Annotated in this window: 19 protein-coding genes; 9 read left to right on the top strand and 10 right to left on the bottom strand. The window is 42.9% G+C overall.

All coding sequences use genetic code 11. The annotated features are described in order from the left end of the window. Positions 1-38: 38 nt before the first annotated feature. The 4 genes from IPM19_04985 to IPM19_04970 all read right to left on the bottom strand — a co-directional run bounded on the left by IPM19_04985 (position 39) and on the right by IPM19_04970 (position 2,863). On the bottom strand, positions 39-800 hold the full coding sequence (locus tag IPM19_04985; GenBank protein QQS22937.1) for an ABC transporter permease: 762 nt from the start codon (positions 798-800) through the stop codon (positions 39-41). Position 801: 1 nt separating this feature from the next. Beyond that, positions 802-1,749, bottom strand: a complete 948-nt coding sequence (locus IPM19_04980) for an ABC transporter ATP-binding protein (GenBank protein ID QQS22936.1) — start codon at positions 1,747-1,749, stop codon at positions 802-804. 119 nt (positions 1,750-1,868) lie between these two features. Then, positions 1,869-2,261, bottom strand: a complete 393-nt coding sequence (locus tag IPM19_04975) for a hypothetical protein (protein QQS22935.1) — start codon at positions 2,259-2,261, stop codon at positions 1,869-1,871. Positions 2,262-2,278: 17 nt separating this feature from the next. Continuing rightward, a complete protein-coding gene (locus IPM19_04970) occupies positions 2,279-2,863 on the bottom strand; it encodes a hypothetical protein (protein ID QQS22934.1) in 585 nt (194 codons plus the stop codon). A gap of 111 nt (positions 2,864-2,974) precedes the next feature. Here IPM19_04970 and uvrB point away from each other — a divergent pair, with 111 nt between their 5' ends. Next, a complete protein-coding gene (gene uvrB, locus IPM19_04965; GenBank protein ID QQS22933.1) occupies positions 2,975-5,044 on the top strand; it encodes an excinuclease ABC subunit UvrB in 2,070 nt (689 codons plus the stop codon). A 164-nt stretch (positions 5,045-5,208) separates the two neighbouring features. Then, a complete protein-coding gene (locus tag IPM19_04960; protein QQS22932.1) occupies positions 5,209-5,475 on the top strand; it encodes a 30S ribosomal protein S20 in 267 nt (88 codons plus the stop codon). Positions 5,476-5,501: 26 nt separating this feature from the next. On the opposite strand, the gene polA is transcribed toward IPM19_04960, so the two are convergent. Both polA and IPM19_04950 read right to left on the bottom strand, forming a co-directional pair. Then, positions 5,502-8,261, bottom strand: coding sequence for a DNA polymerase I (gene polA, locus IPM19_04955; GenBank protein QQS22931.1), 2,760 nt, complete (start codon positions 8,259-8,261; stop codon positions 5,502-5,504). A gap of 83 nt (positions 8,262-8,344) precedes the next feature. Continuing rightward, positions 8,345-9,241 (bottom strand): hypothetical protein, encoded by an 897-nt coding sequence (locus IPM19_04950; GenBank protein ID QQS22930.1) that lies wholly within the window; start codon positions 9,239-9,241, stop codon positions 8,345-8,347. Positions 9,242-9,432: 191 nt separating this feature from the next. Here IPM19_04950 and IPM19_04945 point away from each other — a divergent pair, with 191 nt between their 5' ends. Beyond that, positions 9,433-10,629: a hypothetical protein gene (locus IPM19_04945; protein QQS22929.1), complete on the top strand. Its 1,197-nt coding sequence runs from the start codon at positions 9,433-9,435 to the stop codon at positions 10,627-10,629. 151 nt (positions 10,630-10,780) lie between these two features. Here IPM19_04945 and IPM19_04940 read toward each other — a convergent pair whose 3' ends face one another. The 4 genes from IPM19_04940 to IPM19_04925 all read right to left on the bottom strand — a co-directional run bounded on the left by IPM19_04940 (position 10,781) and on the right by IPM19_04925 (position 14,269). Beyond that, the gene (locus IPM19_04940; protein ID QQS22928.1) at positions 10,781-11,326 is read right to left on the bottom strand and encodes a hypothetical protein; all 546 of its coding nucleotides are present in this window, start codon (positions 11,324-11,326) and stop codon (positions 10,781-10,783) included. Positions 11,327-11,396: 70 nt separating this feature from the next. Next, positions 11,397-12,020: a Flp pilus assembly complex ATPase component TadA gene (tadA, locus tag IPM19_04935; protein QQS23427.1), complete on the bottom strand. Its 624-nt coding sequence runs from the start codon at positions 12,018-12,020 to the stop codon at positions 11,397-11,399. Continuing rightward, complete coding sequence (gene tadA / locus IPM19_04930; protein QQS22927.1) at positions 11,951-13,027, bottom strand: Flp pilus assembly complex ATPase component TadA; 1,077 nt, start codon at positions 13,025-13,027, stop codon at positions 11,951-11,953. The genes tadA (IPM19_04935) and tadA (IPM19_04930) overlap by 70 nt, the downstream gene beginning before the upstream one ends. A gap of 57 nt (positions 13,028-13,084) precedes the next feature. Continuing rightward, positions 13,085-14,269, bottom strand: a complete 1,185-nt coding sequence (locus IPM19_04925) for a hypothetical protein (GenBank protein ID QQS22926.1) — start codon at positions 14,267-14,269, stop codon at positions 13,085-13,087. 61 nt (positions 14,270-14,330) lie between these two features. Between IPM19_04925 and tsaE the strand changes: the two genes are divergently transcribed. The 6 genes from tsaE to IPM19_04895 are packed head-to-tail and all read left to right on the top strand — an operon-like array spanning position 14,331 to position 18,205. Next, positions 14,331-14,741, top strand: coding sequence for a tRNA (adenosine(37)-N6)-threonylcarbamoyltransferase complex ATPase subunit type 1 TsaE (tsaE, locus tag IPM19_04920; GenBank protein QQS22925.1), 411 nt, complete (start codon positions 14,331-14,333; stop codon positions 14,739-14,741). Positions 14,742-14,745: 4 nt separating this feature from the next. Next, positions 14,746-16,026 (top strand): VanW family protein, encoded by a 1,281-nt coding sequence (locus IPM19_04915; protein ID QQS22924.1) that lies wholly within the window; start codon positions 14,746-14,748, stop codon positions 16,024-16,026. Between the two features lie 14 nt (positions 16,027-16,040). Beyond that, on the top strand, positions 16,041-17,102 hold the full coding sequence (gene ruvB / locus IPM19_04910; protein QQS22923.1) for a Holliday junction branch migration DNA helicase RuvB: 1,062 nt from the start codon (positions 16,041-16,043) through the stop codon (positions 17,100-17,102). A gap of 3 nt (positions 17,103-17,105) precedes the next feature. Next, positions 17,106-17,312 (top strand): hypothetical protein, encoded by a 207-nt coding sequence (locus tag IPM19_04905; protein QQS22922.1) that lies wholly within the window; start codon positions 17,106-17,108, stop codon positions 17,310-17,312. A 1-nt stretch (position 17,313) separates the two neighbouring features. Continuing rightward, complete coding sequence (locus IPM19_04900) at positions 17,314-17,862, top strand: PH domain-containing protein (protein ID QQS22921.1); 549 nt, start codon at positions 17,314-17,316, stop codon at positions 17,860-17,862. A 4-nt stretch (positions 17,863-17,866) separates the two neighbouring features. Beyond that, positions 17,867-18,205, top strand: coding sequence for an NTP transferase domain-containing protein (locus IPM19_04895; protein ID QQS22920.1), 339 nt, complete (start codon positions 17,867-17,869; stop codon positions 18,203-18,205). Positions 18,206-18,232 lie beyond the last annotated feature (27 nt).

Raw genomic sequence — 18,232 nt, 5'->3', positions numbered from 1 at the left:
CGGCAAATAGTCAATATTCATTAAGGCTTGATCTGTAATTACTCTTTTAAACGGAAAAACCAACCACACAAGACAACCATAACTACCAGCCAAATTATAAGAATAAGAGCATTATGACCCCAATCGCCCCATGTACCCGTGTTCAAGTATACGCTGCGAATTCCATCCGCTAAATATGTAGTCGGCAGCAACTTGGCAATCAGTTGAAAAACCCTCGGCAAGACCTCGATTGGATAAAAAATATTTCCCAAAAATAGTAATGGCATGCCGATAGCAGCAGTGACTGGTGCGGCGGCTTCGTAAGAATCTGCAAAAGTTGAAATCAGCAAACCGATTAGCAAAAAGATTGGTGCACCCAGCGCTGCGAAACCCAAAGCAAACCATAAGCTAGAACCGACTGTGGCGCCAAAAAATATCCAACCGATCACGCTTAAGAATAATACCTGAGCCATAGCCACCAAAACCCTACTCAATAGTACGCTAGCTATTAATTCAAAAGTTTTTAAAGGGGTAACCAAAAATCTTTTAATTACATTTCGCGATTTCAGATCGATCATCCAGTATGCCAAAGAGTAGATACCACCCTGCATAATAGTCATGGCAATAATTCCTGGAAGCACAAACTGCGAGTAACTCACGCGCGCACCGACTAAATCGCCAATCGGCAGAACCGACAGCGCTACATAAATAACGACCGGCATCACTAAAGTAAAAAATAAACCAGTCCAGTTGCGATAAAGCATCCTGGAGTTCATTAAAAATAATTGGTACAAAGATGAGTTAGTAATAGAATTGCTCATATTAGTCTTCAAAAACTTTACCTGTTAGATCCAAATACACATCTTCCAAACTAGCTGTGCGCAAGGTGAAACTGCTAAAAGCAATATTCTTCTGGCGCAGCAAGTTTACCACATCGCCCACCACATCCAAGCGCTTGATTTCTAAAACAACCTTCGGATAGTTACTGTAAACTTTTTCTATTTCCGGAATCTCCTTCCAGATAGATTCATTAATCTCGTCTTCGGTTAAAAATGAAATTTGAGTGGTGTGTGACAAGTCCTCGATGAGCTGCTTGGGATTATTAATAGCTAAGATTGTTCCGGAATCCATAATGGCCACACGGTCGCACAGATACTCAGCCTCTTCCATATAATGAGTGGTTAACACGATAGTTATGCCAGATTCGTTGATCTTTTTAACAAGATCCCATACGTCGCGGCGAGCGCGCGGATCCAAGCCAGTGGTAGGCTCATCTAAAAACAAAACCTTCGGATCATTAACCAAAGCGGAAGCTAAAGTAAAGCGCTGCTTTTGCCCTCCTGATAAATCTTTAACTAAAGAGTGCTTTTTTGACTCCAAATTTACAAAACCAAGCAATCTGTCTACATCGGCCGGCTTGCCGTATAAACCGGCAAATAAGGTCAAAAGTTCGGCTAATGTCATTTGGGCAATATATTCGCTAGATTGCAATTGCACGCCAATCTGCTTTTTTATAGCAGCATTGTCCTTAACATTATCCAAGCCCAACACTTTTACAGTGCCTGCAGTCTGTTCCTTTAATCCTTCAATGATTTCTAAAGTTGTAGTCTTGCCAGCTCCGTTAGGGCCAAGTATGCCAAAAATCTCACCTTCATGAACTTCGAAAGATGTTCCCTTTACTGCTTCAAAAATAGTCTCGCCGTTCTTGCGATCCTGCTTTGGGAGTGGGTAAGATTTCTTTAAATTTACGACCTCTATTACTTTAGACATGAGATAATTTTGCCATAAGTTCAAGCTATGGTCAAAACACTGCCTATGTCCAAAAATAAAAGACGAGAATTAATCTCGTCTATAAAGTATAACTTCTAATCCAATGATTCATGCGTAGATCACTCCAGCTTTTCCGGAAGACCTTTATCCTTCCAGATTCCCTGGTAAGCGATCTTGCTCATCGCGTTGTACTCGCTTGCAATGCGATTCCGCATTTGCCTTGCGCCGTCGGCTTCCATTGCCAGATTGTCGTACCTCTGACCGGATTTAACGCCTTTCGCTTCAAGCTCTTTAAGTTTGCCTTCCGCGGCTTCCTGCTGAGACTTGTACTGCTGATAAGCTTCGTACTTGCGGTGAAACTCTTCGTAGCTATAAACAATCTTGTCCTCATTGAAGACAGTCTTGTCTGCAACTTTCGAAGCAGTATCCACCCCTCGGCCGATTATGCCTAGCAGAAATAATGCAACAAATAACAACACCACGACAATAATTCCTACAATTACTTTTCCCATATTTCCTCCCTTAATATCTACCTCATTGCGTTCTTCATCTGCTCGAGCTTCTTCGTAAGCTGCTCCTTTTCTTCCGGAGTTGCTTCAACAGTCAGCTCGATCACATTTTTGCCTTTAAAATTAAGCGGGGTCTCACTATATATATAAGAAGCAAAACCACCAAACTCGATAAGGCTCCCCAAAGTTGTCATACCCACTTTTGCAGGATCACTGCTGCCATACACGCCCATCTCATCGGCAGCCGGACCCAGAGTATTATTAGACCCCATAATCCAGTATTCCTCCTCGGGCTTGGTCAGCCTTTTGCTTGTACTGGTGAGCTTCCCCAGAATTGTTATTTGCAGCCAAGTACCGTCTGCCAGCACCACATACAAATAACTCATCTTATTGGGACTGTTAAACCTGGTGATTCTTTCCGATAACAGATACCTGTCCATGGAATAGCCGATAACCGGCGTCTCCTGCTTTGACATCAAGCTTTGGGTGTTTTCCTTTTTTTTCTCGAACTGCTTCCTTTCCTCGGTATTTGGTCCATCACATTCAGAACCCATGCTAACAAAACAAACAACCAACAGAAGCAATGCTATTGTTACTCTTTTCATCTATACCTCCTAAGTGTATTCGATTCGTTCTAAAACACTTTCGTAGAACACCGAATAATACCAATTTAGAAGAGTTTTGTCAATGCTAGCCATTTAAGGTAAATTATATGTATGAAGTTCAAATTGGAAACAAAATACAAGCCTTCGGGAGACCAACCTCAAGCAATTGAGGGTTTAGTTTCTTCTTTAGAACGCGGTTTTAAACACCAGACATTGCTTGGAGTAACAGGTTCGGGTAAAACTTTTACGATGGCCAACATCGTCAATAAAATCCAAAGGCCAACGTTGGTAATTTGCCATAACAAAACTTTAGCAGCGCAATTAGCCAGCGAGTTTCAGGAATTTTTTCCAGACAATGCGGTACACTACTTTGTTTCTTACTACGACTACTACCAACCAGAAGCCTACATCCCCCGCTCTGACACATTCATCGAAAAAGAAACTCAGATCAACGAAGAGATCGACCGCCTGCGAAACGCCGCGACAACTTCTTTAATGTCTCGCAGCGATGTATTAATAGTGGCGTCAGTATCTTGTATCTATGGTTTAGGCAACCCAGCCGACTACTTAGACTTGTCATTAGAACTCAAGAAGGGGCAAAACTATAAACGCGATCGCCTGCTGGCGCGCTTAACAGACATGCAATACGGACGCAACGATTACGATCTTCGCCGAGGCACATATCGCGCGCAGGGTGATACTTTAGAAATAGTTTTAGCTTCAGAAGATACAGTGATTACTTTACGGTTCTTTGGGGACGAATTAGAGCAGATCGAACGCCGTCATATGATTAGTGGCGAAGTTTTAGAGGAATTGTCATACATAAAAGTGTTCCCAGCCAAGCACTTTGCCACTACTGACGAAAAAGTCCATACCGCTATGGATAAAATCCGCGTCGAACTGCGACAGCGCCTGGCAGAATTACGCAAAGAAGGAAAAATTTTAGAAGCTGCCCGCTTGGAACAACGTACTAATTTTGACCTGGAAATGCTTAGCAATACGGGATTCGTGGGCGGTATAGAAAACTACTCGCGCCATTTGGACGGGCGCGGGCCAGGAGACCCCCCTGCAACCTTGATCGATTACTTCCCGGATGACTTCCTACTATTTATAGATGAATCTCACCAGACTATTCCGCAAATCGGCGCCATGTACAACGGCGACCGCTCCCGCAAAACCACTTTAGTAGATTATGGCTTTCGCCTACCCAGCGCGATGGACAATCGTCCGTTAAAGTTTGAAGAGTTTGAAGGCAAAGTCCATCAGGCAGTCTATGTTTCTGCTACTCCGGGACCATATGAAATAAGAAAGAGCTTAGAAGAAAATGAATTTATCGGTTCTTCTAAAATAGCTAAATCCAAGGCTAAGCTGCCGCCCATAGAAGAATTGCAAAAAACCGTAATAGTAGAGCAGATTAACCGCCCCACCGGATTACTCGACCCAACTATAGAAATCCAGCCGATTAAAAATCAGGTAGACCACTTGCTGGAGCAAATCCGTCTGCGTGTTTCGCAAAACCAGCGCGTATTAGTAACTACTCTTTCCAAGCGCATGGCCGAAGAACTGGCTGCCTACATAGCAGAGGCCGGCATTAAGGCTCAATACCTGCATAGCGAAGTTGATACGTTTGACCGTTTAGAAATTTTACGCGATCTGCGGTTGGGAGTTTACGATGTCATTATAGGCATTAACCTGCTTCGCGAAGGATTAGACCTGCCGGAAGTTTCTTTGGTGGCAATCTTAGACGCAGACAAAGAGGGCTTCTTGCGCAGCGAAACTTCTTTTATGCAGATCATGGGACGTGCAGCCCGCCACTTAAATGGCCATGTCATCATGTATGCCGATCGAATAACCAAATCCATGAAAGCTGCTATCGACGAGACCACCCGACGTCGCAAAGTGCAGGAAGACTACAACGCAAAGCATGGAATTACTCCAGAAAGCATTCAAAAAGCCATTGCTGATTCTCGCTTAGCTGGCACCAAAGAGAGCTTGCCGGGCATTCAAGAAGGCCAAATCGACGCCAGTAAGCTTAGCGGCGATGAAGTGAAGTTATATATAGAGGAGCTTAACGACCAGATGGAACTGGCATCTCAAAACTTGGAATTCGAGTTAGCAGCGAAATTGCGCGATCAAATTGCCGAGCTTAAGCAACTCCACAAGCTAAAAAAGAAGCGTTAACAAGTAAATACAAGCCCGCTCTTGCCAAAAGTGCGGGTTTTCTATATAATAGTAAGGCTTAATTTATTCCCTATCTTCCGTGTCCACTTTAGGTAAGGGTTACAAAGCACACGCGCTACATGGATTATCTAAACATGGCGCACTATTAAATCTAAACATTTACAATGCCTAATACTAGTTCCGCGAAAAAGGCCATGCGCCAATCTCGCCGCCGCAACACTATTAATTTGCGAACTAAGAGCAAATTCAAAAGCGCTGTCAAAGCAACCAAGAGCTTAGTAGCTAGCGGCTCTGCCAAAGATGCAGCAGAAAGCTTGAAGAAAGCAATGTCTGCAATCGACAAGGCAGTAAAGAAGAATGTGCTTCACAAAAACACAGCTTCCCGCAAAAAGTCCCGTTTGGCTAAAGCCATCGCAAAACTTTCTAAGTAAATTAAAACCGCCATTCGGCGGTTTTTTTATTTCTTCTCCATCTCTCCCCAATTGTCGCCTACTTTGGCTTCTACTATAACAGGAACAGAAAGCTTAATGGCATTTTCCATGAGAGGTTTAATTTTTTCAATCCACGGCTCTACTTTATCTTCCGCTATTTCGAACACTAATTCGTCATGCACCTGCAATAGCATTCGAACTTCATCATCTTTACCTCTGAGTAACTTATCTATTTCTATCATCGCCACCTTGATAATGTCCGCGCTTAAGCTCTGAATCGGGAAATTAATCGCGGCCCGCTCGGCAGCCTGCCGAATAAAGTATTGAGGGGATTTAATCTCTGGGAACTTTCGTACGCGCCCAGTTTCGCTGCAGACCATTGCGTCTTCGCGCACCTGCATTTTGGTAGCTTCCATATAATCCTGAATCTTAGGAAAAGCTTTAAAATATTTATCAATAAAATCTTTCGCTTCCCCTACTGAGACGCCGCTAACACGGTCGGAAAAACCAAAGCTGGACAAACCGTACAGAATCCCAAAGTTAACAGTCTTTGCATAACGGCGCATATCCGGCACAACTTTGTCTTCCTTCACATCAAACAAGGCCATTGCCGTCTGAGTATGAATATCTTCGTTGTTGGCGAAAATCTTTTTCATATTCTTATCACCAGACAAATGCGCGGCAATGCGCAACTCAATTTGAGAGTAATCCAATGAAACTAGCTTATAACCCTTTTCAGCCACAAAAGCTTGGCGTACTTTCGAACCCATGCCATCGCCTTTGATAGGGATATTTTGCAAATTAGGGTCCGTGCTGGACAAACGGCCAGTGGCAGCAATAGTCTGGTTGTAATTAGTATGAATGCGGTCAGTCCGCGAATTAATCAATTCCGGTAGTGAGTCTAAATAAGTTGACTTCAATTTCGCCAATTCGCGATAATTTAGAATCTCATTTACAATTGGGTGTTCGTCGCGCATTTTATCTAATTGACCAGCTGCGGTAGACAACCCGGTTTTATTCTTCTTGCCGCTAGTTAAACCAAGCTTTTTATACAAAATTTCTTGCAGCTGCTTTGGAGAGTTAATGTTAAACTCTTCTCCTGCTTGTTTATAAATATTTTTTTCAAGTTTTGCCAGCTCTTTGCCTGCCTCTTCGGAAAGCTCCTTAAGAAACTCGGCATTAACTTTTATCCCCGCCCTCTCCATGCGAGCCAATACAGGAATCAGAGGCATTTCGATATCAAAAAATACTTTTTCTAGTTTTTCTTTCTTTAATTCTTTTTCAAGAATCTCCTTAATACGCAAAGTCATATCGGCGTCTTCGGCCGCATACCAGGAAACTTTTTCTACTGGCACATCCTTCATGGAAATCTGATTCTTGCCTTTGCCGATCAATTCGGTAATCGATTGCATCTGATAGCCAAGCAAGTTAAAAGCCATGGCATCTAATCCATACTGACGGGTACCGGAATTTATCAAATAAGCAGCAAGCATGGTATCAAAATGCAAAGGAGATAACTCCAATCCCAGGTTGCTAAAAGTGTGATAATCGTACTTAATATTCTGGCCGCTTTTTTTAAGTTTAGAGCTAGAAATTAAATCTCGCAGTTCTTTGCTTTGATTTAATACTTCCACTGTTATATAGTAAGCTTCCCCAGACTTAAAGCTTAAGGAGATGCCAATAATATTAGCCTCAATCTGATTTAACTGATCGGTTTCCGTATCAATAACTATTTCGGTTTGTTTATCGAGCTTCTTAAGAAGCGGTACTAATTTTGATGTGTCGTCTATTAATTGATAATCCTGCTTGCCGATATCGACGTTTACCGGCTCAGTCCCTTCTTCTACGACAGCAGCGTCGTCACTTTTAGCCGCTGCATAATTTTTGGGCAGCTTGTCCAACAAGCTGCGGAATTCTAGTTCGCTAAAAATTTTGGTCGTAGCAGCCAAATCCTTAGAACCAAATTGATACGGATCGATCTGAATTTTAAGCGGCACGTCTAGAATGATAGTTGATAAATAAAAACTGTCCCGCGCATCTTTCTCTCCATCAACTAACAATTTAAGTACGCGAGGTTTTATATTCTCGATTCCCTTGCCGCTTTTAATTGCATTGTACAGACCATCGATGTCGCCAAATTCCTTGATTAAGTCGCCTGCACTCTTTTCGCCAATGCCTTTAACGCCTTTAATATTATCCGAAGGATCGCCGCGCAGCGCCTTGTAACTGATCATCTGTTTTGGCGTTAAACCATAGCGATCAAAGATTGCCTGTTCATCATAGATTGCAGTATCGGTTAGGCCCTTGCGCAGCGTATAAACTTTTACGCAATTGTTAACCAATTGCAAAGTATCTAAATCGCCGGTCGCTATCATCACATCGCAATCGCCGTTAGGATGCTGTTCGCAAATATTGACCGCTAAAGTTCCAAGAACATCGTCCGCTTCGAACCCTTCGATTTCAAAAATGGGAATATTTAAGGCGCGCACAACTTCTTTAACACGAGGAAATTGGTCATACAAATCCTGTGACTGCTTAACGCGGGTGGCTTTATAATGTTCGTGTTCTATGTGTCTAAATGTCGGTCCAGACAAATCAAAACTACAGGCAATATGGGTTGGTTTTAAGTCTTTAATAGCCCGCAGTAAAATCATAGTGAAACCGTATACTGCGTTAGTGGGTTCACCGTCCTTAGTAGAAAGTGCCGGGATAGCGTGGTACCCCCGATGGATCAAGGCGTTGCCATCTATTAATAAGTATCGATTTTTATTAGAAGTTTTAGGCATAATTACTATAATTTTAGCCTGTTTTGGGATATAAAAAAAGCCGCGACAGTAGCAATGTCGCGGCCCCGTAAAACTCTTAATTTCTACTGCATTGTGACAGTTTGCTGACCCGTCCTACCATCCCCGGCAGCGAGGACCAAGACTTCGGTATTAACACCGAAACTATAAGGCAACATGGATAGATTCACAACCCATTTCCCAGCCAGCCTCTTTATGGCACTAGCTGGTACCAATCTCGGATAGAAGTCGGTCTCTGCATCCCTAAGCATTACCGAGATCGATTGAGAATCGTTTATCGGACCATGTAGCTGAATATACGAGAGAGGGCCTGCACGTTCGAAGGTTGTCCTGCTTAGGATCTTTGTTGCCGCAGGTAACTCAGAAGTAAACCGATTAATGTCTTTAACCGATTGGGTCATATCTAGGAGTTCGGTCGAAGAGGCGTCAATTGTGTATATCTGATAAGTAACCAACTGATCACCTTCTTCTGTCCAGACGAATGTCCGACCGCGGTCCAGAGGGTAGCAAAGCCAGCCAGCCAAAATTGGCTCAACGGCATACAGCACGTTCTTAAATTGTGCAGGACCGCCGCGTAAAAAACTTACCCCCATCACCAAAGAATTTGCTGGTATGTCTCGACTGTTACAGGCATAGGCTGTGATCCCCGAAAAGCTATTGCCTTCGGTAAACACAGCAAACATCGGCGCTTGGGCAGATGATACCCGCTTTTCGATCTCTGTCCGATTATACTGTTCGATGACACGCACAGCCGCAGCCTGAGCCAACTGAACCTGATCAGCGTTCGGTGCACGCAACTTGCTCGCAACCTCAGGAGCCATCTCCGCGTTCATCCGAAAACTCCTCGAAGCCGACGGCGCAGACGAAATATTCGATTGAGCGAATGCAGCCTGCGAAGCACCTAAGAACAAAGCGGCACCGACAAAAATCAATCTCAACAATCCGAAATTAAAAGTTTTCATTTTTTCTCTCCTATGTTTTGTCCACTAACATACTTGCCTATTTTACAAGCAAGGCTCTGGAAGCAGGACTTCCAACACCTCACTTGCAAAACGATATTCTACCATATTCTACTAAATATGTCAATACCAAAATTCCTATTATTGTTGAATATATGGGTGTTTTTGGTTATTTCAAGTATAATTAGGATGAAATGAAAAAGTCGAAATTTTTCAATTTACTACTACTTATACTGCTTGGCGGGTTTATAGTAACAATCCACCTAATCTCCCACCCATTGGGTTTCAATAACTATGGGTACGATTATGGGTTTTACTCTTACGCCGTTCAACATACCCCGCTTAACTCTCTCCATTACATGGCCGGGCAAGTTAATGATTATGGAAACCATCTGTTTGTGTTCCTTAATTGGCTGCGCCTGCCTCAGCTTCCGGCATTGCATGTTTTATTTGTTGCCTTCTACGCGTTTAGCGGAATGGTCTTGTATGCAATCTTAAAAAAATATGGCCGGGTTGCGGCAATAACCGGGATTATACTTTTTGCATTCTCTATCGCCCAAACGCAAAGCTACACGATGTTCCTCTGGAAAGCCGCTTATGGACAATTGTTGCTGCTAATCATTTTTTTCTTAATTCAGCAAAAAAAATATTTTTGGGAACTTATTCCCTTGTTGTTGATTATCATAACTCATAAAACCACAGCCATTATGGCAGCTGCATCACTGTTACCGTATTATGTTTTTGCGCCAGTCAAAAACAAAAATATATTCGTAGCATCTCTGGTTGCTGTCATTTTAATATTTCTATTCGGGTTGAACGGCTATAATTACTTTTTACGATTACTGGACTCGCATGTACAAGACGGGCAGTTTTTAACAGTGATTGATTACCTGAGATACAGCTGGTACTTAATACCTCTAGCCGCAGTTTCTGTTTACCAAAGCATAAAGAACAGGTCACATATACCGTGGCTAGGAATGCTTATTGTTTCTGTAGGATTCATGATATTTAAAATTACTTTTTATCAAAGGGTTATTTTATATGCAGATTTAGGGCTGATATTTTTTACATCCCTCACCATCGCCTCCTTGAAGATCGAATCGAAATATAAGATAATTATCGCTATCCTAACGATCGCATTAGCTTTAGGAAACTTCCTAGTATTCTCAAACAACAACGTAGAACCCCTGATTACCGAGCCAGAAATTTTAGAAATAAAGGAATTCACCGCTAAAAACCAAGGCGCTTTTGTGTTATCGTTAAGCGCCCAGGACGCGCCATGGCTGCTGGCAAACCTTGGCGGCAAACATCCGACTGGCCGCTCCAGGGCTGTACGAAGACAAGAACACCCGAGAACAATGGGAAAATTTTTGGGTCTCTCCCAAAAATAAATCTTTTCTTAATCAGTACCCACAACCTTTATATTTGTATCAAAGATCAACCGTCTTTTACCCAACCAGCTGGGAGTGCTTGCAAAAAACATCGGATCACTTTTATAAATATGTCTGCCAAAATTAAAAACCCCTTCCGGGGTTTTTATGATTATCTCAATGAACTAGTACCAGCCGCAGGAGATGGATCAACATCTGTAGGTGACCCCCTGCCCACCTGAACAACTAAGTTACTAGTAACTTTATTGCGCCCATTGCTGCAAGTTACTGAAAAATTCTGCTGGGTAGTAATTCTTGCCTCATATACTGTTGGCGGATAATAGGTTCCTTCGAAACCTGTCCACTTGGCAGAACAACGATCTACGTTTGTCCCATACCAGGTGAGTTCTATAGGTTGACCACGGTAAACGGTCAAAGTCCCATAAGAGAACGGGTTGCTATTATAATTTCCCGTATAACCACGGCCGCCGATTATAACCGAAGGCTGACAGTTGTATCCATAGCATGATGCATCTGCGCCGGTACCCTGCAATCGTCCGTCGAGGTAGTTGTTGCGCAACGCGATGGCGGCGAGCAAGAACACAGCTATTCCGGCTACTCCGGCCAAAGTCTTGAGTCCGGAGTGGTTTTGAAATACGCCATTACCCTGCTCCTCAGACGGCTGGCCGGAGTTATTTTGGTTTTCTTCGTTGTCCATATTTTTCCTTACCCTCCTAAAACACGTTAATTGTTATTTTTATATTATCAAAATTTGACTAAAAAGACTATTACCCCGCAACGCGGAAAACCTCTTCAACATCAGTGATTTTGTCTAAAGCTTTTACTAGTCCATCCTGAACCATAGTCATGCTTCCCTGTTCGTGGGCAGCAGCTTTAATAGCCAAACCGGACGGTTCTGTTAAAATCAATTCACGCATTTTATCGTCGATTTCGATGACTTCATAGATTCCGATTCTGCCCTTATAGCCAATCCCGCCGCATTTATCGCAGCCGCTGGCAGTATAAAAGTCTCTTTTAACTGGCACTTGGTAACCGCTGGCAGAAGAAATATCGCCTAAGATCTTATCTACTTTTTCTTTTAACACAGAATCCAATTCTGTTTTCTTGGCGCAAAACTCACACAATCTTCTTACTAAGCGCTGAGCAATGATTGCATTGACGGCTGGAGCGATAATAAACGGCTTGACCCCCATGGTAAGTAATCGCGGTACAGCACCAGTAGCATCATTAGTGTGTAAAGTAGAAAGTACAATATGCCCGGTCAGCGCAGCCTGCAAAGCGGTTTCCGCAGTTTCCGGATCGCGGATTTCTCCAACCATTACTACATCGGGGTCCTGGCGCAATACAGCTCGCAATGCTTTAGGAAAACTGAAATCAACACGGTGGTCAATCGGAGTCTGCTGTACCCCTGGACTTTGTACTCAACCGGGTCTTCTAAGGTAATAATTTTTACGCCTGGCTCATTAAGTTCCTTTAAGAACGAATATAGAGTCGTAGTTTTCCCGCTGCCAGTTGGGCCAGTGGTAATGATCATACCATTAGGCTTGTTAAGCTGAGTTTCTATAACCTCAAGAGACTTGCCCCGCAAACCCAGCTGTTCGATTTCCAAATCAACAGCACCAACACCCAATAAGCGCATCACCAAAGCTTCACCAAAAGTGGACGGCAAGGAAGATACGCGCACATCCATCTCCTCTTTCCCATTCATAATTGTAATGCGTCCGTCTTGAGCCTCATTTTCTACGTTCAGCTTCAGCTTCGCCATGAGCTTAATTCTAGATATGATTGGCTTTTGAAATACTTTAGGGAGGAGGACAGCATCATGTAACACTCCATCTACTCGGTAGCGCACTTTTAGCAAATGGTCTTCGGGTTCAATATGGATATCAGAAGAGCCCTGCTGTACTGCTCCGCCGAAAATAACTTCTAGGGTTTTGGAAGTATTGGAAACTTCTTTTTCTATTTCCAGCAGTTGTTTTAAGTAGTCCGCCCCGGTCTGAACATGTATAACCTCTTGGAACTTAGAAGTCGGAGTAACCACTTTTTCATAAAACTGAAGAGTGTCCTTAAAACTGGTTTTCGAAACAAAGAATACGGTGATCTTATATTTTTCGGAAAGCTGTTTTTTTATCTCCCCGAATAATTGATTATCGGGATTAGTCGTGGCTATTTTTAAATCTTTACCTTCTTTATAGAACGGCAGACATTCTGCTGCTACAGCCTGCTCCTTGGTGATTAGAGCTAAAGAGTTAAGATCCAAAGGAAAACTTTGCATGTTTAAATATTGCAAATGGTGAGTAGCTGCCACTCGCTGAGTTTGCGCTTCTTCAATTTTCCGCTTCTGATCGGTTAAGGACCGGTTCAATTCGGCGGGGGTATTAGATAAAAAACTGCCCATGTTTTATTTTGCTTTTTTGTTTCGATGCAACAATTACTGGCTAAATAACTATAGTTATTATATACCAGTTGAGCCCAGAGTAGAAACCACAGCTTCCAAATCCTCTAGCTTAAAGTTAGGCAAATCTAAAGCTAAATACTGATAGTTGCCCAGTAACAACTGGGTAGCACCGCTAAAAGTCGGGTCAATACTTCTGGCAATTTGCTTAATTTTAACATGTGGAGGCCCGGCAAACAGCAATTCCACCCCTGCGGCTGTCTCTGCGGCCACAATAATGAGCTTATAGTTATTAGCCATGCTAATAATTTCCGTAAGCACTTGTGGTAAATAGCTTAAGTCAGTTTGAGTCTTAGAAAAATCCTGCGCCGTGAGCACTGTATACAAGATGGTGTTTTCCTGAAAAGTCTTAATCCGCGCCAAAGCCCGGCCCCAAAGCTGCAGCAAATTGAACGGCTTGGTTTTAAACAAATGTTTGATAATATCCTGGCGACGCGCTCCGTTACTAACCAGCTTTGCAGCAACAGACAGAGTGTCAGGCGTAGTACGAGGATCACTGAAGCTTTGTGTAGCGCTAATTATGCCAGCCAACAAAGCAGTGGACACAAAGTCATCCTTTAATATTCCCGGATTCTCTGCTCCAAGCCAGTCTGCAACCTGCTCGGACAAACTCGGCACATTGCTTTCCACCCAAGTTACAGTCGCAAAGTACTCCTGATCAATTTTGTTACTAATCGCAATCTTAGGCGTATGGAAAAATAGTTCGGTGTTGGTTTCATACAGCTTGCCAATTGATTCTAAATTATCTACCCCGACAAGCAGCAACAGATCAAAAGACGACACCGCAGGAATAATCTCCACATCGGAGGCAGTGAACTGCTTGCTTTCATTATTATCAGAAGAACTCTCTATTCCTTCGGGAGTTATATAGATAACCAGGTCATCTTGCTGCTTCTCGTAGCGAAGCTGCTTCGGTTTTACATTATGACTATTAACCTTAATAGTAAGCTCATTGCGAGCTCCCAGGTTTGAGTAAATTACAGGATGGTTTGGTATGAACTCCAGTCCGGGGATATTGATTCCAGATGAAAAAACAGCAGCCTGTTTTCCAATAGCTGTTAAGTACTTATGAATAGCCATGGCCGCTGTGGTACTATCCACATTTAGCTGTTCCGGTAAAATGACCGCTATTTGATTAGCGGCGGTTATCAGTTTATTTACTTTTGCTTGAATATCAGAAACCATAGTTAATTACTATACTAAAAGTTTACTAATTCGGTCAATCCCGCTAAAATATAGCTATATTATGACACGAATTAAGCTCTCTCAAGCAGTAAAAAAGGCTGATATTCTTGCCAAAAAATTACGCGGCGGAGAGGTCTTAGCTCTTTCCGGGAACCTAGGCAGCGGCAAAACCACCTTCACCAAAGCTTTAGCGAAAGGCCTGGGGGTAGCTAAAACCGTTACCAGCCCGACGTTCGTGATCATGCAGCAATATAAAACCAAGCTCAAGACTGCCAGCAAACAGCCTGTTTGGCTTTACCACTTGGATCTATATAGAGCCAATAGTTTTGCGGAGGTTGAAGACTTGGGATTAAAGGAATTGTGGGGGCGGCCAGAAGTTATAACAGTCATTGAATGGTCAGAGAAAATTGAAAAATACCTGCCGAAGCAGGCCATAAGACTAAATTTTACACGTGATATTAAACAAGCTTAATCAATTGCATAACAAACAATACCTGGGAATAATAGTTATTGCCGGGGTAATTTTGTTTTTTCCGGAAACTGCCCAGGGCTCCCCTTTCACCCAAGCTCCGGTGCCAACTTATGAAAGCGTAACTACTTTTGATGCGACCACTCAGGCGACAATTTCCGAAAGCCTAAAGTCGGAATGGAAAGGAACTTTTACCCTACCTGTTGGCTCTATGATTAAATACCAAAGCTGGCCTATCGAGGAACTAATCCAAAATGTCTACTTAAAGCCGGGCAAAGTTAAGCCGGAAACCAGAACTTACAAGTACGACCCAGGCAAAGTTTACTCCTGGACTAAAACTATTGCCGTTACGGTAAACTCCGAAACTAAAGATCCAGAGCTAGTTATTAAAAACGGCCGGGCCACCAAATTCACCCCTCCAGCAATCGGCAAGCAATTAGACCGTTATCAATCTACATTACAGATTCTTTCTAATTTGGAATTAGGAAATAATAAAATTGACCTTACAACCAAAACCACCCAGCCGAATAAATCTCTGTCCGACACAAATGATTTAGGAATCAAAGAACTTATCGGCCGCGGCGAATCTAAGTTTAACGGCAGCCCAGCCAACCGCAGGCATAACATTAAAGTTGGGGTCTCTAAAATGCAGGGGGTAATCATCAAGCCTGGAGAGGAATTTAGTTTTAATAAATATTTAGGACCTGTGGAAGCCGATCAAGGATTTTTACCGGAATTAGTAATTCGCGCCGACAAAGGAACAGTGCCAGAATTAGGTGGCGGCTTATGCCAAGTATCTTCTACAACCTTTCGCGCAGCTATGCATGCCGGACTCCCTATTACCCAGCGCCGGAATCACTCTTATGCAGTTCAGTACTATGCACCTCAGGGCACAGACGCAACTATTTATCCCGGGGTGGTCGACTTAAAATTTACCAACGACACCGGACACAGCATCTTGGTCTGGCCTTACTTTAAGAACAGTGATTATTTAGTATTCGATTTTTACGGTACATACGATGGCCGCGAAGTTAAATTAGGAACACCTACTACCTACGACCGTAAGAGTGACGGCTCTATGAAGGCCACATGGACGCGATCTGTAACCAAGAATGGCGAGACTAAAACTGATAAGTTTGCCTCTACCTATCAGCCGCCTGCATTATTTCACAAAAAAGAGGAGTTTGTAGCGAACCCGAATTCGAACATAACTCCGGCTACCACTACTGTTCCAGCAACCACAACAGGACCAGCAACCGGTACGCCTCCGACAACAAACACTCAGTAAAAATTTCCAACCCCATGATCAACACTAGCGACACCGAAACAACACCAGAAAACCTATTCAACAATTCCGCAAATAGTGATGATGGTTATTTCGAATTGTCGCTTCGACCGCAAAGCTTATCGCAATTTATCGGCCAGCAGCAGCTTAAAGATAATTTAAATATTGTAATAGGAGCGGCCAAACTGCGAAACGAACCATTGGATCATTTGCTTCTGTACGGGCCGCCCGGATTAGGAAAGACGACACTGGCTCATATTATCTCTAAGGAATTAGGAAGTAATATCAAAACCACTTCTGGTCCAGCCATTGAGCGAGCTGGCGACTTGGCTTCCCTTCTAACCAATCTCAATGAGGGCGATGTTTTATTCATCGACGAAATCCATCGCCTCAATAAAGTTATCGAAGAAATTCTTTACCCAGCCATGGAAGATCGCGTGCTCGATATCATGATTGGTAAAGGACCTGGAGCACGGAGCGTAAGAATGGAACTGCCACGGTTTACATTAATCGGGGCTACCACCCGGGTGGGTTTAATCTCTGCACCAATGCGTGACCGATTTGGCATCGTTTACCACTTGGATTATTATTCGCCGGAGGATTTATCCCAAATCGTGTCCCGTTCGGCTGATATCTTAAAAACTCCTATCGATAGCGCCGCCGTGGATCTTATCTCCCAGCGCAGCCGCTACACTCCCCGTATTGCCAACCGCTTATTAAAGAGGGTTAGGGATTTTTCACAAGTTTCCGGCCATGATAAAATAAACCCAGAACATGCGGAGAATAGCTTAAAAATGCTCGACATTGATGAATATGGACTGGACAAGCATGACCGGCGAATCCTTGAGATTATTATCAAGCAATTTAACGGCGGCCCGGTAGGCGTAAATTCTATTGCAGCAGCAACTGGTGAAGAATCAGATACTATCTCCGACATGCACGAACCATTCCTGATCCGTTCCGGGTTTTTAATTCGAACCCCAAAGGGAAGACAGGCTACCAAGCAGGCATATGATTTATTCGACCTGGAGATGCCTTCAGAAAAAAACACTCCTGCAAATCAATCTTCAATCTTCTAAATTATGGACTTTACCGGAGCACAAAGCATTGCAAATATAGTTTTCTTAATCATAGTTGCTATTATGACCTTAGCTGCTTTATTAAGTGTTTACGTAATTATCAAATACGGCAGAACATATTCGATCTCCGTTTTCAGCAGCATGGTATTCGGAGCTATTTTTATTCTTCAGGTAATAGCAGCATTCACTACTCTTCAGTTTGCTTTTTAATATGTCACATAAAATTTTTCCAAGTCAGCAGCCAAATGAAAAAATCATGCTTGTCGTACGAGAGCACTGGTTTTTATTCGGTTTAAAAATCTTAGCGATAGCTCTATTAATGTCGTTACCGGTGGTAATCCGAATACTAATGGCTATACTAGGGTTTGAACTAGCTTCAGACACAATCAATTCGTTATTATCAGTAGGTGTGCAATTATATTATCTCGGTCTATTAGTTGCTTTATTCATCATTTGGGTTCTTTACTATCTCAATGTTCATGTAGTAACCGATCAGCGAATCGTAGACATCGACCAGGTTGGATTATTATTCCGAGAAGTATCAGAATTAAATATTGAAACCATCGAAGATGTAACTAGCCAGAACATTGGCATCTTTGGAAACTTCCTCAATTACGGCACGGTGTTCATCCAAACCGCAGGGGCAGCCCAAAGGTTTGAGTTTAATAATGTTCCCAACCCAGGGGAGATTGCCAGCTTGATTTTAAAGTTATACGAAGAACACAGCAACAGTAAAGGCAAAGAAAACCCAAAACCTTAATCTTATGAATATTTTAATCTTTGCCGGCGGCAGCGGTACTCGTCTGTGGCCGGTTAGCCGTAAATCCACCCCTAAGCAACTGTTAAAGCTTATCGGCGACAAAACCCTTCTTCAAAACACTTATGACCGCTGCCGGCAATGGACCAAACCGAGCCAGATTTACATTGCGACTCTAAAAGAGTATAAATCCTCTATTCAAAAGCAGCTTCCTAAAATCCCAACTAGACATTACTCTTTAGAACCAGCCTTACGGGACCGGGGTCCTGCAATTGCCTTGGCCGCTTTAATTATGCACCATAACAAGCCTAAACTCCTGCTTTATGACCATGTGGAGCGACCATAATATAGAAGAAGAGCCTGGATACTTTAA

The sequence above is a fragment of the bacterium genome (assembly GCA_016699995.1).
In the GTDB taxonomy this organism is placed as follows: Bacteria; Patescibacteriota; Doudnabacteria; order UBA920; family UBA920; genus UBA920.
This window is presented reverse-complemented; position numbering and strand designations above follow the sequence as displayed.

What these genes read in the sequence shown, in the direction of transcription:
- IPM19_04950 (QQS22930.1), bottom strand. Translation starts at nt 9,241, where the DNA reads ATGAAAACTTTTAATTTCGGATTGTTGAGATTGATTTTTGTCGGTGCC.
- uvrB (QQS22933.1), top strand. Translation starts at nt 2,975, where the DNA reads ATGAAGTTCAAATTGGAAACAAAATACAAGCCTTCGGGAGACCAACCT.
- IPM19_04905 (QQS22922.1), top strand. Translation starts at nt 17,106, where the DNA reads ATGGACTTTACCGGAGCACAAAGCATTGCAAATATAGTTTTCTTAATC.
- IPM19_04970 (QQS22934.1), bottom strand. Translation starts at nt 2,863, where the DNA reads ATGAAAAGAGTAACAATAGCATTGCTTCTGTTGGTTGTTTGTTTTGTT.
- IPM19_04960 (QQS22932.1), top strand. Translation starts at nt 5,209, where the DNA reads ATGCCTAATACTAGTTCCGCGAAAAAGGCCATGCGCCAATCTCGCCGC.
- IPM19_04945 (QQS22929.1), top strand. Translation starts at nt 9,433, where the DNA reads ATGAAAAAGTCGAAATTTTTCAATTTACTACTACTTATACTGCTTGGC.
- tsaE (QQS22925.1), top strand. Translation starts at nt 14,331, where the DNA reads ATGACACGAATTAAGCTCTCTCAAGCAGTAAAAAAGGCTGATATTCTT.
- tadA (QQS22927.1), bottom strand. Translation starts at nt 13,027, where the DNA reads ATGGGCAGTTTTTTATCTAATACCCCCGCCGAATTGAACCGGTCCTTA.
- IPM19_04975 (QQS22935.1), bottom strand. Translation starts at nt 2,261, where the DNA reads ATGGGAAAAGTAATTGTAGGAATTATTGTCGTGGTGTTGTTATTTGTT.
- IPM19_04895 (QQS22920.1), top strand. Translation starts at nt 17,867, where the DNA reads ATGAATATTTTAATCTTTGCCGGCGGCAGCGGTACTCGTCTGTGGCCG.
- IPM19_04980 (QQS22936.1), bottom strand. Translation starts at nt 1,749, where the DNA reads ATGTCTAAAGTAATAGAGGTCGTAAATTTAAAGAAATCTTACCCACTC.
- ruvB (QQS22923.1), top strand. Translation starts at nt 16,041, where the DNA reads ATGATCAACACTAGCGACACCGAAACAACACCAGAAAACCTATTCAAC.
- IPM19_04900 (QQS22921.1), top strand. Translation starts at nt 17,314, where the DNA reads ATGTCACATAAAATTTTTCCAAGTCAGCAGCCAAATGAAAAAATCATG.
- IPM19_04940 (QQS22928.1), bottom strand. Translation starts at nt 11,326, where the DNA reads ATGGACAACGAAGAAAACCAAAATAACTCCGGCCAGCCGTCTGAGGAG.
- polA (QQS22931.1), bottom strand. Translation starts at nt 8,261, where the DNA reads ATGCCTAAAACTTCTAATAAAAATCGATACTTATTAATAGATGGCAAC.
- IPM19_04925 (QQS22926.1), bottom strand. Translation starts at nt 14,269, where the DNA reads ATGGTTTCTGATATTCAAGCAAAAGTAAATAAACTGATAACCGCCGCT.
- IPM19_04985 (QQS22937.1), bottom strand. Translation starts at nt 800, where the DNA reads ATGAGCAATTCTATTACTAACTCATCTTTGTACCAATTATTTTTAATG.